The following is a 13639-nucleotide window of genomic DNA, read 5'->3' as shown; positions in this document are numbered from 1 at the left end:
ACTAATGCGCATTTTCGTCACCGGCGGGGCCGGTTTCATCGGGTCGGCGCTCGTCCGTCATCTGATCGAAAACACCGACCATGAAGTGCTCAACTTCGACAAGCTGACCTATGCGGGTACGCTGACGACGGTCGAGCGCGTCGCGAACTCGAACCGCTACCGCTTCGTCCAGGGCGACATCTGCGATGCGGACGCAGTCCGCGCCGCGATCGCCGGGTTCAAGCCCGACGTGATCACGCATCTCGCGGCCGAGAGCCATGTCGACCGCTCGATCGATGGCCCCGGCGCGTTCATCCAGACCAACGTCGTCGGCACCTTCACGATGCTGAGCGAGGCGCGCGCCTATTGGCTGTCGCTCGGCGACAACGCGAAGGCGGCGTTCCGCTTCCACCATATCTCGACCGACGAGGTGTACGGCTCGCTCGGCGAGACCGGGCTGTTCACCGAAGAGACGCCCTATGATCCGCGTTCGCCCTATTCGGCGTCGAAGGCGGGGTCGGATCACCTCGTCAGCGCCTGGGGCCACACCTTCGGCCTGCCGGTGCTGATCACCAACTGCTCCAACAATTACGGGCCGTATCACTTCCCCGAAAAGCTGATCCCGCTGATGATCGTCAAGGCGCTCGCGGGCGCCGACCTGCCCGTCTACGGCAAGGGCGATCAGGTCCGCGACTGGCTGTATGTCGAGGATCATGTCCGCGCGCTCCACGCGGTGTTCGAAAAGGGTGAGCCCGGCCGGACCTACAATGTCGGCGGAAACAACGAGAAGCAGAATCTCGAGGTCGTGAAGACTGTCTGCACGATCCTCGATCGCCTCCGCCCGCGCGCCGATGGCCAGCCTTACGCGACGCAGATCACCTATGTCGCCGACCGCCCCGGCCACGACAAGCGCTATGCGATCGACGCGACCCGGATCAAGGACGAGCTCGGCTGGGAGCCCGCCGAGACGTTCGAGACGGGCATCGAGAAGACCGTCGCCTGGTATCTCGACAACCAGGACTGGTGGCAGGCGATCGTCGCCGAGCACAAGGCCGACCAGCGTCGCGGGCTTTCGGTATGAGCGATGCTTCCGCAGCTGCCGGTATGAAGCGGATGCTCGTCACCGGCGGCAACGGCCAGCTCGGCACCGAGCTTAAGCGTTATGCTTGGCCCGAAGGCTGGGCCGTCACCGCGATCGACATCGACGAACTCGACCTGCGCGACACCGCGGCGATCGCCGCGATGGTCGCGGGCGGCCATGACGGCGAGCCGTGGGCCGCGGTGATCTCGGCCGGCGCCTATACCGCGGTCGACAAGGCGGAGAGCGACATCGTCACCGCCTGGGCGGTCAACGCGATGGCCCCCGCGGCGTTTGCCGAAGCCTGCGCCAAGGCCGGCATCCCGATCGTTCAGGTCTCGACCGATTACGTCTTCGACGGCGCGCGCGAGGGCGCGTGGGAGGTCACCGATCCGGTCGCGCCGCTCGGCGTCTATGGCGCGTCCAAGCTTGGCGGCGAGCTCGCGGTCCGCACCTCGGGCGCACGCCATGCGATCGTCCGGACCGCCTGGGTGGTCAGCGCGCACGGCAACAACTTCGTCAAGACGATGCTGCGCGTCGGCGCGACCAACCCGCGCCTGCGCGTCGTCGACGACCAGCATGGCAGCCCGACGTCCGCGGCCGATCTCGCCGCGGCGCTCGCGACGATCGCGATGCGCCTCGTCGAAGATCCCGCTGCCCCCACCGGCGTCTATCATTTCAGCAACGCCGGCGCGGTCACCTGGGCCGGCTTCGCGCGCGAGATCTTCGCACAGAGTGCCGCGCGCGGCGGGGCGAGCGCCGAGGTCGACGGCATCCCGACCAGCGACTATCCGACGCCTGCGACGCGCCCGGCAAACTCGCTGCTCAGCCATGACGCGATCACGCGCGACTATGGCATCCATCCGCCCGCGTGGCAGACCGCGCTCGGCAACATCCTCGACGAACTGCTCGGGGCCCCCAAGAAGGACATCTCCCAATGAAGGGCATCATTCTCGCCGGCGGTTCGGGCACGCGGCTTCATCCGGCGACGCTCGCGGTGAACAAGCAGCTGCTGCCGGTTTATGACAAGCCGATGATCTATTATCCGCTGTCGGTGCTGATGCTCGCGGGCATCCGCGACATCCTGATCATCTCGAGCCCCGAATATATCGACAATTACCGTCGCCTGTTCGAGGACGGCTCGGCGTTTGGCCTGGCCATCTCCTATGCCGAACAGCCCCGCCCTGAGGGCCTCGCCCAGGCCTTCACGATCGGCGCGGACTTTATCGGCGACGACGATGTCGCGCTCGTGCTCGGCGACAACATCTTCTTCGGCGCGCACCTGACCGACCTGCTGGCGAGCGCGGTCGCGCGCAAGGGCGGTGCGACGGTCTTCTCCTACCGCGTCGACGATCCCGAGCGCTACGGCGTGGTCGAGTTCGGCGAAGGCGGCAAGGCGGTCAGCCTCGAGGAAAAGCCCGCAAAGCCCAAGTCGCACCATGCGGTTACCGGCCTGTATTTCTACGACAACCGCGTCGTCCAGTTCGCGCGCGACCTGAAGCCCTCTGCCCGCGGCGAGCTCGAGATCACCGATCTCAACCGCATCTACATGGAGGCGGGCGACCTGTTCGTCGAACAGATGGGCCGCGGCTACGCCTGGCTCGACACCGGCACGCATGACTCGCTGCTCGAGGCGAGCGAGTTCGTCCGGACGATCCAGCACCGCCAAGGCATTCAGGTCGCCTGCCTAGAAGAGATCGCGTATAATCAGGGCTTCATTACCGTCGATCAGGCGCGCGAAGCCGGCAAACGGTTCGAAAAGACGCATTATGGACGTGCTATACTGAATGCAGTGAGCGGATCATAACCGTCTTTCACGGCGCACTACGGCATATCGCATATCACAACGTCACGGCACCTCAGATCTGGTCTGAACGAGCGCAGAATATACTCAACGCAGAGTTAAGTACGCGGCTTATCTCGAATCATATCGGTGGCTAAAATATTACACGGAGGAAATTGCATTGAGCGGTAAGAAAGTAGCCCTCATTACGGGCGTCACTGGGCAGGATGGATCCTATCTGGCTGAGCTCCTGCTTGAAAAGGGCTATGAGGTTCACGGCATAAAGCGCCGAGCCTCGCTGTTCAACACGCAGCGCATTGATCATATCTACCAGGATCCGCACGCCCCCCAGCCTAACCTGAAGCTGCACTACGGGGATCTTTCGGACACGTCGAACCTCACCCGCATCCTAAGCGAGGTTCAGCCTGACGAAGTCTACAATCTAGGCGCACAGAGCCATGTTGCGGTCAGCTTCGAAGCACCTGAATATACCGCAGACGTCGATGGACTTGGCACGCTGCGCCTGCTCGAGGCAATCCGTTTCCTGGGGCTAGAAAAAAAGACGCGCTTCTATCAAGCATCGACCTCGGAACTTTACGGCCTCGTTCAGGAAACCCCTCAGAAGGAGACGACGCCTTTCTATCCGCGCTCGCCCTATGCGGTGGCTAAGCTCTATGCGTACTGGATCACGGTTAACTACCGCGAGGCATACGGCATATATGCCTGCAACGGGGTACTGTTTAACCACGAGAGTCCGCGCCGCGGTGAGACGTTCGTAACCCGCAAGATCACCCGTGGTCTCGCCAACATCGCACAGGGCCTGGAGACTGGCCTGTTCATGGGCAATATCGATTCCTTGCGCGATTGGGGTCATGCCAAGGACTATGTCCGCATGCAATGGATGATGCTGCAGCAGGAGCAGGCTGAAGACTTCGTCATTGCCACCGGCGTGCAATTTTCGGTGCGGGAATTCATCACCTGGTCGGCCGCACATCTCGGCATCACGCTGCGTTTCGAGGGTGAGGGCGTCGACGAAGTCGGCATCGTCGAGAAGGTCGAGGGGGATGATGCCCCCGCGGTCAAGGCAGGCGATATTCTCATTCGTATCGATCCGCGCTATTTCCGCCCCGCCGAAGTAGAGACTCTGCTCGGCGATCCGACCCGAGCTAAGGATAGGCTCGGTTGGGTGCCCGAGATCAGTGTGCAGGAGATGTGTGCGGAGATGGTCGCTGCAGATCTTCACACGTCAAAGCGTCATGCCCTGCTCAAGGCGCACGGCTATGAGCTTCCGGTTTCGGTCGAAGGCTGATGGAAAAGCATCCCATGCGCATCTATGTGGCCGGCCATCGTGGCATGGTAGGCGGAGCGATCTCGCGTAAATTACGAGAGCGCGGCGCAGAGGTAGTGACGCGTACTCATGCCGAACTTGATCTGACTGACCAAGCCGCCGTGAGAGCGTTCTTCGCGAGCGAAAAGCTGGATGGCGTCGTACTGGCGGCCGCCAAGGTCGGTGGCATCCATGCCAACAATACCTATCCGGCCGAGTTCATCTATCAAAACCTGATGATCGAGGCCAATGTGGTTCATCAGGCCTATGTCGCCGGGGTGCGGCGCCTGTTATTCCTAGGTTCCTCGTGCATCTACCCGCGTGCGGTCGAACAGCCGATGCGCGAGGATGCGTTGCTCACGGGGGTTCTCGAGCCGACAAACGAGCCGTATGCGGTCTCCAAGATCGCCGGGATCAAGCTGTGCGAAAGTTATAACCGCCAATACGGTACCGACTATCGCAGCGTCATGCCGACCAATCTCTATGGCCCGGGCGACAATTTTCATCCTGAGAACAGCCATGTAATGCCGGCCCTGATCCGCCGCTTTCACGAAGCGGCGGTCAGCGGCGCCAAAGAAGTAGTGATCTGGGGCACGGGGAAGCCTTGGCGCGAATTTCTTCACGTTGACGATATGGCGGAGGCCTCGCTGTTCGTGTTCGATCTCGACAAGAAAACGTACGAGGCGAACACCCAGCCGATGCTGAGCCACATCAACGTGGGCTACGGCGAGGATGTCACGATCAACGACCTTGCGCATCTGGTGGCGGGTGTGACCGGCTTTACCGGACGGATCGCCTTCGACGCATCGAAGCCGGACGGAACGATGCGCAAATTGATGGACTCAGGAAGGCTGACGGCAATGGGGTGGAAGCCCTCCGTCGCGCTCACCGAAGGCGTCAAGGAAACCTACGCCTGGTTCCTTGCGAACGTGGCAGCCCCCCAACCGCCCGCATAACGAGAGGGGTAACGCCCCCCTCTTCACTTCTATCCCATCGGCATTTGGACGCATAGCAGCAGTCGCCGCCATTGGGTGGTGAAGTGTCGCCGTTGTGCAATGATCAGCCTGTGCACCCGTTTTAACCATAGCCATGCGGAAAATAAAGCGCCCGTCGCGCCGGAAACACGCTCGATAGGTTCGTCGCTGTTCGAAATTCACGACGTCGGCCGCACCCTACAGAAGTGCCGGACTTGGCGATTCACAAAGACGAACACTTTTGACGATTACCATTAACCTTCCCGGGATGTCGTGGTTGCCTGTGAAGCCGACAACTGTGCCCCACGTGCAACGCAAAGTCCCAAACTGGCGATTGTGAGGCCCTTTAAAGATTTTCAGCATCTTTGGCACAGTATACCCCATGGACACGGGTGGGGGGCAAAGCTAGCGTTCGCCAACAGAAGACGGGGGAATGCATGAAGGTCGGGGAAATGACGTCGCGGAAGCGGCGCGTGCGTATGTGTGCGCTACAGACAAGCGCGATCGTGGCGACGTTTTTGGTGGCAGGCCCAGCATTCGCACAATGCGCGCCCGATCCTACGGCAGCCAACAGCACCACGACCTGCGCGGGCACCGACACAGACGGACTTTCGGTAACGACCTTCAATACGCGCGTCATCGTGCCAAGCGGGGCGATCGTACAGCCGGGCAGTGCAACGGCCGCAATCACGAGCAACTCGAGCAGCGCCGTCTTTCAGGTCGACGGGCTGATCGATGGCGGGGCCGGGAAAGCGGGGTTGTTCGTGACCACTGCAGCGCCGTTCACCACTGTATGTGTCGACCCGTATGCGGGCGCCTCGGTCAACTATTGCACGCCTGGTTCCACCTACACGACCTATCCATCTTCCAGCGCGAATGTCTCGATCGCTCAAGGCGGCAGGATTACCGGTGCGCAGGGTATCCTACTGCGACGTGATCCCAGCAACACCAGCGGATATGTCTCCGCATCGATCGACAATGCAGGTACAATTACCGGCACGGCAGGTCCTGCCATACTCATGGACCCGTCGGCGGGCATCGGGTCAATGTCGATCACCAACCGTGCAACCGGACTGATCGGCGGGATCAGCGGCGCCGTCTCTTACATCACCAACGCCGGGACGATCGATGGGGGCAATATTGCCGCCCTCGCATCGAGCGTACAGGGGACGAATGTTATCAACACTGGCCGGATCGTCTCGAACGGCCAAGCCACGACCCTGAGCAGCATCGGTTTTCTATACGTCAACAACGCCGCGGATGCGGTGATCGGAGGCAGTACAACCGCGATCAACACTAGCGGTGCGCTGTCACTGGTTAACGCCGGCACGATCAACGGATCGGTCATCTCGACGGCAGGATCCGGATTTGGCAGCACGATCGACACGCGCCTGGGCATCATTAATGGTAATCTGACTCTTGGCGCAGGCAACGACACGCTGCGCGCGCGCTATGACGCCGCGACCGGCCGGATCGCCTCAATCACCGGAACGATCGATGGTGGAGCGGGAAGCGATACGCTGGCGTTCGGCGTCGATGTAGATGCGGTGTTCACCCGTGCGGTGCTGCCGACCAATTTCGAGCTGTTCGGCTTCGACCTGAGCAACAATGCGGTCGCGACGCTGGCCGCGGGCTTCACGTCTGGTACGGGTGTATCGGTCAGCGGCACGGGCGCGCTCGTCAACCAGGCCGCGCTGGTGACCAACGGGCAGGCCGTGATCGCGGCATTCTCGTCCTATGGTCTCGACTTCACCAACCAGGGGTCGATCACCGCATCGCTCAGCGGCACCGGCCTGTTTGCCGTGGGCACGCCGGCGACCGTAACCAACTCGGGCACGATCACCGCCAATGGCGGCTCGGGCGTGCAGGCCTATACGACGCTGACCAACAGCGGCGTGATAACGGCAACGGGGACCGGCGCTGCGGTCGTCTATGGCACGCTGGCCAATAGCGGGACGATTCGTTCGACCGCGGGCATCGGCGCGACGATTTCCGGCGGGGGTTTCAGCGGATCAACCAACGACGGGACGATCATCGGCGCGACCACCGGCGTGTCGCTGTCGAGCGGACGACTGGTCAACACGGGTACGATAACAGGCGGTACCACGGGCGTTTTGCTGGGATATGGCACGACGCTGATCAACGCCGCGTCGGGCACGATCACGGGCGGGACCGCGGCGGTGAGCGGCACCGGATCGTCCGTCGCAATCGTCAACGCCGGCCAGATCGCCGGTACGGTGAACCTCGTTTCGCCCTACAGCTTCGATTCGAGCAACGATGTGTTCGTCGACGCGGGCGGCACCGTGACCGGCGCGATCCGGCTGGGTGGCGGTGACGATATGCTCGTCGTCGACCTGGCGAGCACAGGCACGCGACCGCTGGCGGGGGCGATCGGCGGGGTCGATGCGGGCGCCGGCTATGATACGCTGCGCTACCGGGTCAATGCCGATGCCAGCGCGGCGCTGGCACTGACCGGCGGGTTCGAGGGTCTCGCCTATGAACTGACCGACGCCGCGGCGCTGACGCTGATCGCCGCGACGCCGTTTGCCACCACGATCGGGCTGACCGGCAACGGATCGGTGACGCTGAACGGGACGATCTCGGCGACCGATCGCACGCTGATCGATACCGGGATCCTGACGGTCGACCAGCTGACCATGGGCACCGCCGGACCGGCACAGGCGCTGACGATCACCAACGCGGGCACGCTGGCGCTGACCACGACCACGCAGACCAACTTCTATTCGACGCTGGCGGCGATCGCCGCAGGCACCGCTGAGGTCACAAACAGCGGCACGATCACCGTCGCCAATGCGGCCGGCCGCTATTATCCGGCAGTCGCGATCAGCGGCGGGAACAGTGTTACCAACAGCGGCACGATCACCCTGAGCGGAGGCGGCACGGCGATCAGCGGTGCGCGCGACATCGTCAATTCGGGCACGATCACGGATATTTCTGGCACGGATATTTCCGGCACCGGTGCGGGCGCAATCGGCGTGACGGCCTTCACGACACTGGCCAACAGCGGCACGATCCGGGTCGACGGTACTGCCGTGCAGGGCAGCTATTATTATAGCCCCGTGCAGATCACCAACAGCGGCACGATCGAGAGCCGCAAGGCGACCGCCGTCACGTTGGGCTATCGCGGCGTACTGACCAACGAGACGACCGGGACGATCAGCGGGCTGACCGCGATCGACCTCTCGAGCGGCGGGACGATCGTCAACCGCGGCACGATCATCGGCGATGTCGCGGCGACGTCGCCCTACGCCTATTCGAGCGCCGTCTACGTCGCGGATGGCGGCATGGTCACCGGCAACGTGACCTTCGGGTCGAGCACCGACATGTTTCTTCAGACCGGCGCTGCGACCGGGGTGAGCGGGACGATCGATGGCGGCGCCGGCTTCGACATCTTCGGCTGGTCGCGCAACGCCAGCGACAGCATCGCGCTCGACCAGCGGACGGGGATCAATTTCGAAGCCGATTACGTCGAGGCGCTCGGCATCGACACCCGCGTGACGTTGACCGCGGCGAACCCTGTCACAAATGACCTGTACCTCCGGGGCGACGGCACGATCGTCAACGAGGCGACCATCGATGGCGCCGCGTGGACCTATCTTCCGATCAGCACGGCCGGGCTGGCACAGACCAACGGGCTGGCCGCGTTCGTCAACCGGGGCACGATCTCGGGTGGCGTGAGCGGCGCGGTTTACGCCTTCACCAATAGCGGCACGGTCGGCGCAGAATCGCTTGTGTCGAACGCAGTTTACCAAGGCGTTTCGTCGGGAACATTGTCCTTCGACAACAGCGGCGCGATCGCCTCGTCGGGCGACTATTACACCGCAAGCCTGGAAGGCTATGGCCTCGACGGCCTCACCGCAACCAACAGCGGCACGATCACGGGCGGACTCGCGATATCGGCCACCACGGTTCTCGACCAGACCGCCCCCGTCACAATCGCAGTCGCCAATAGCGGCACGATCACGTCCGCCGCTGGCACCGCGCTAGTGATCTCGACCGGCAGCGATTACTATTTCGGCGGCCCGAGCGCGGTCACGCTGACCAATGACGGTACCGTCACCGCGAGCGGAGAAGGCGGCGTTGCCGCGCGGCTGTACATGCAGGACAGGTTCGCCTCGACGGTAGGCTCGACCTACGCGATCGCCAATACCGGAACGATCGAGGCGACCGGCAACGGCCTGACCCAGACCTATCAGGATTGGGACGGCACGCGCTACACCTATACCATTCCGGCGGCCGGCCTGCTGTTGGAAACCGGGACCAATGTGACCGGGACGATCACCAACAGCGGGACGATCCAGGCGACCGGCACGTCCGCAGTCGCGCTGCTCGTATCGGGCACCGCGCTCGACCTGACCAACAGCGGCACGATCCGGGGCGGCACCGGCAGCGTGCTGGCGAACGGCTACCCGCTTGACGGCACCAGCCTGGCCGGTGCGATCCAGATCTGGGGCGGCGCCGACGACCGGATCGTCAACACCGGTGCGATCTTCGGGTCGGTCGATCTCGGCGACGGCAACGACAGCATCGAGAACCGCGGCCGGATCGAGGGCAATGTCCTGCTCGGCGCGGGCGACGACAGCTTCCTGCAGCGCGCGGATGCGGTGCTGGTCGGCACCGTCGATGCGGGCGAGGGCAATGACGGCCTGATCGTCGATGCGACCGTGGGTGGCGCGGTCAATGGCGACCAGTTCGTCAATTTCGAGCGCTTCACACAGGTCGGCAGCGGCAATGTCGCCTATTCGGGGACTTTCCGCTTCGACACGATCGGCGTGTCGGGCGGCGATGTGACGGTCGCGGCCGGACAGGTCCTCACCAGCGCAGGCACAGTGACGATCACCGGCGGAGAGGCGGCGGAAAGCGTGACCAATGCGGGCACGATCGCCGGCAGCGTCGACCTGGGCGCGGGCGACGACCGCGTCGTCAACACCGGCACGATCCAGGGCGCCGTCCTGCTCGGCGCCGGCAATGACCGCTTCGTCGAAGGCACCGGCAGCAGCGTCGCGGGCGGCGTTGATGGCGGCGCGGGCGAGGACCTGTATGGTGTCACGCTCGCCGGCAACCGCAGCGGCATCGGCCAACGCAGCAACTTCGAGCGCTTGAGCGTCGAGGGCAGTGGTACGCTGGCGCTGACACTCGATCAGGGCTTCCAGTCGATCGCACTCGCCGGCACCGGCCTCAACCTCGCGCTGGGTGGCTTCGTCGTCGGCACCGTGACGGGCTCAGACGCGGCCGAGACGCTGGCGGTCGACGGCGATGTCGCCATGGTCTCGCTTGGCGCCGGCAACGACGAACTGGCGCTCGGCGCGACGCGTGCAGGCGGGCTTTACATGGGCGGGGCAGGCTCCGACCTGTTGCGCTTCACTGCAAACGCGCCGGTCACCCTGACGGGCACGGCAACGGGCTTCGAGCGCATCGCGCTTGCAGGTGGCGCGCTGACCGTGACGGGAACGCTCGGGACCGCCGGCACTGCGCTGACGTTCGGCGACGACGCGCAGAGCGTCGTCGTCGCACCGGGCGGCACGCTGGCCGGAACGATCGATCTCGGTGCAGGCAATGACGGCTTCCGCCTGACGGCAGGCGGTACGCTACTCGGCACCGTCTCGGGTGGAGCCGGGACCGACACGGCGACGCTCGAACTGGCGGGCGACCGCACGCTCGGCGCCGACATGCTGCGCGACTTCGAGATCCTGAACGGCGAAGGCAGTGGCACGCTGACGCTGACGGGCGCTCAGACCTATGAGCGCGTCAGTGCTGCGACCAACCTGACGATCGGCTCGGGGGCGTCGCTCACGGCTCCAGTCGTGTTCGGGGCAGCCGATAACCGCTTCACGGTTGCGGGCAGGTTCGCAGGGTCGATCGACGGCGGGGCTGGTACGGACGCGATCCTGGTATCGGGCGGCAGCGCCGCGGCACCGGTCGCATTCGGCTCGATCGCGAATGTCGAGGCGTTCGGCATGACCGCAGGCTATGCGACGATCGCCGGCGATGCATCGCTGAATAGTGTCGACATGTCGGGTGGTCGACTTGTCGGCCTGGCCGGATCGACAATCCGCGCGGCGCAGATCGCGGTACGCTCGGGCGCGACCTTCGGGTCGGCCGGGTCGGTGATCGGCAATATCGCGGTCGCCGGCACGCTCAGCCCAGGGGCTTCGCCGGGTACGATGACGGTGACGGGCAACGTCTCGCTTGCGAGCGGATCGGTGTCGCTGTTCGAGATCACGCCGACCGTGGCCGACAAGCTCGTGATCAATGGTGGGCTTTCGATCGCGTCGGGGTCGACGCTCCGCATCGTCGCGGAAGGTGCGATCCGGCCGGGCACGTCCTACGACCTGATCGTCGCAAGCGGCGGGATCAACGGTAGCTATACGACGATCGACAAGTCGGCCTCGCTGTTCGGCTTCGTTGTGCAGCGTGCCGACCGGATCCAGCTGCTGGGGCAGTTCCTCGGCGATCCCGCGTTCAACCCGCAGGTCGCGCGCAGCATCGACTATGCCAATGCCGCGATCCAGGTGCAGCCGGCGACCAGTACGCTGTTCGCGGCCCTGCCCGCACTGCTGACGACGAGCGGCGCATCGAACAGCCAGGCGTTCGCGCAATTGACGCCCGAAGCCTATGCCTCGGCGACGCAGATGGGCGTCGACCAGACGCTGAGCCTGACCGACGTCGCACGCGGACCGGGCTTTGCGACCACCGACCGGGAGGACGTCGGCCTCTTCACCTTCGCGCAAGGGATCGCGCAGTGGCACACGCTCGGTGCCGATCGCGACGCGGGTACCGCGAAGGCCCGCAGCAGCGGTTACGGCTTCCTCGGCGGGGTCGGCATCGGCAACCGTGACTGGTCGGTCGGCGCATTTGCGGGCTATCTCGACAGCCGCCAGCGGATCACTGCCCTTGGCGCTGCGACCAGCACCGATGGTGTCGTCGCAGGCGTCCACGGCCGCTATGCAGCAGGCAATATCCGGATCGGCGCGTCGATCCTGTATGATGGCGGCGATGCCCGCACCACGCGCGCGCTGCCGGGGGCGAGCAGCGCAACCGGGCGCTATGGCCTGCACAGCTGGGCGACCGACCTGTCGGTCGGCTATGCGCTGGCCATGGCGGACGACTGGACGCTGACCCCGAAGGTCGGCGTGACCTATCTGCGCACCACCCGAGACCGGGTGGGCGAGGCCGGCGGGCCGTTCGCCCTGACCGTGGCGCGCGACCGCCATGTCACGGGCTTTGCCGATGCCGGCGTAACGTTCGCGCGCAGCGAGGCGTCCGACGCCGCGTTGCGTCCCTATGTCGGGTTCGGCGCCCGCACCCGGATCGAAGGGAAGCGGGCCGATGCGGTCGCAGGCTATGCCGGTGCACCGCTGACGCTGACCGCGCTGGGCGCCCCGCGCGCACGGGTGACCGGTACGGCATCGGCCGGCGTCGCATACCGCCTGCCGAGCGGCGTCGAGCTGTTCTCGACGGTCGAAGCGCAGACCGGCCAGGACGACCACCGCGAGAGCATCGCGACGGGCGTGCGGCTGCGGTTCTGATACTGAGGATGGCTACATGTCGATGTGTCGACATGTAGCCATTTGCCTGCCGCTGCCTGCCGGGATCCAGCCTCAACTGTTTAGTGGGCCTTAGGCATGGCGGACGGGCTAGAGCAACGTGCGTCTGCACAGTAGCCTCGGCGGGCTTGCAACCGCTGAGTTTACTAACCGCCTCCGCCAAGGGCATATGGACATCGAAGCTAAAGTTATTAGCGGCATGAAAATGGGGAGCACGTCAGCAACCCTCAGACCTACCGGCCGAGGTGCTGCACGGCAAAGGACGCGTCAGGGCAGATCTGACGCATCAGAGAGGTTGCCGATAATCGCTGCGGCTCATTGGCCGCAGGCGAACGGCAAGGCTGATGACGAATGGCCAGAAGAACGTGTTGCCCAGGTCAGAAACCGTATCTGCCCAGCGCATACCGTAATTCAGGTAATCCATCATCTCATTGGCCAACTCTGCCACGATGACAAATGCGAACGGAATGAAGGTACCCAGCGATCGTCGGCTAATGAGCCTGACGACCATGAGGATCGTCAGACCAGCGTGAATGTGAAGTATCGCATCCGGAAGCCCGGTTCCGTCTCCAATCCATAGGATCATCGAGTGGTATAGCTGTGGCAAGTTCATACGGGGCGAATGCGTGAACGAGCCGTTTGGCACAAGGCATGGTTGCATAGATTGCCCGCTCTCAGCTTCGAACTGAGATCGGATCGTACCGCTGCATTAGCCGCACCGGCCTACGTATCCGACGCAACGGGTTGAAACCCGGCAATAGTCACAAAAATAATCGCCGTACGACCCAACCCCCGTCTCCTGTCATATCTGCTCGTTGCCGGGCATGGAGGGCCAGTGTTTCGTCGTCTTGCGGAGCGGTTAGCACCTCCCCGCTGGACACGGCAAACTGGTCTGCCCTAGCGTATCGCCACTCCGGCGGACCGGATCCC

Annotated in this window: 7 protein-coding genes; 6 read left to right on the top strand and 1 reads right to left on the bottom strand. The window is 64.1% G+C overall.

Translation table 11 applies throughout. From position 1 onward, the window contains the following. The first annotated feature begins 4 nt into the window (after positions 1–4). The 6 genes from rfbB to J3A66_RS09980 all read left to right on the top strand — a co-directional run bounded on the left by rfbB (position 5) and on the right by J3A66_RS09980 (position 12691). Positions 5–1060 carry a dTDP-glucose 4,6-dehydratase gene (gene rfbB / locus J3A66_RS10005; protein WP_209568570.1) on the top strand — a complete coding sequence of 352 codons (1056 nt, stop codon included), beginning with the start codon at positions 5–7 and terminating at the stop codon, positions 1058–1060. Next, positions 1057–1998 carry a dTDP-4-dehydrorhamnose reductase gene (rfbD, locus tag J3A66_RS10000; protein ID WP_245336786.1) on the top strand — a complete coding sequence of 314 codons (942 nt, stop codon included), beginning with the start codon at positions 1057–1059 and terminating at the stop codon, positions 1996–1998. Before rfbB ends, rfbD begins: the two co-directional genes overlap by 4 nt. Continuing rightward, positions 1995–2864, top strand: coding sequence for a glucose-1-phosphate thymidylyltransferase RfbA (rfbA, locus tag J3A66_RS09995; protein ID WP_209568568.1), 870 nt, complete (start codon positions 1995–1997; stop codon positions 2862–2864). Before rfbD ends, rfbA begins: the two co-directional genes overlap by 4 nt. Positions 2865–3021: 157 nt before the next feature. Continuing rightward, positions 3022–4149 carry a GDP-mannose 4,6-dehydratase gene (gene gmd / locus J3A66_RS09990; protein ID WP_209568566.1) on the top strand — a complete coding sequence of 376 codons (1128 nt, stop codon included), beginning with the start codon at positions 3022–3024 and terminating at the stop codon, positions 4147–4149. Positions 4150–4163: 14 nt separating this feature from the next. Then, positions 4164–5123 (top strand): GDP-L-fucose synthase, encoded by a 960-nt coding sequence (locus J3A66_RS09985; RefSeq protein WP_281064163.1) that lies wholly within the window; start codon positions 4164–4166, stop codon positions 5121–5123. A 539-nt stretch (positions 5124–5662) separates the two neighbouring features. Further along, the gene (locus tag J3A66_RS09980) at positions 5663–12691 is read left to right on the top strand and encodes an autotransporter outer membrane beta-barrel domain-containing protein (protein ID WP_348634027.1); all 7029 of its coding nucleotides are present in this window, start codon (positions 5663–5665) and stop codon (positions 12689–12691) included. Between the two features lie 304 nt (positions 12692–12995). Here J3A66_RS09980 and J3A66_RS09975 read toward each other — a convergent pair whose 3' ends face one another. Further along, complete coding sequence (locus J3A66_RS09975) at positions 12996–13295, bottom strand: hypothetical protein (protein ID WP_235516302.1); 300 nt, start codon at positions 13293–13295, stop codon at positions 12996–12998. Positions 13296–13639 lie beyond the last annotated feature (344 nt).

The organism is Sphingomonas sp. PvP018, assembly GCF_017876865.1.
GTDB lineage: Bacteria > Pseudomonadota > Alphaproteobacteria > Sphingomonadales > Sphingomonadaceae > Sphingomonas > Sphingomonas aerolata.
This window is presented reverse-complemented; position numbering and strand designations above follow the sequence as displayed.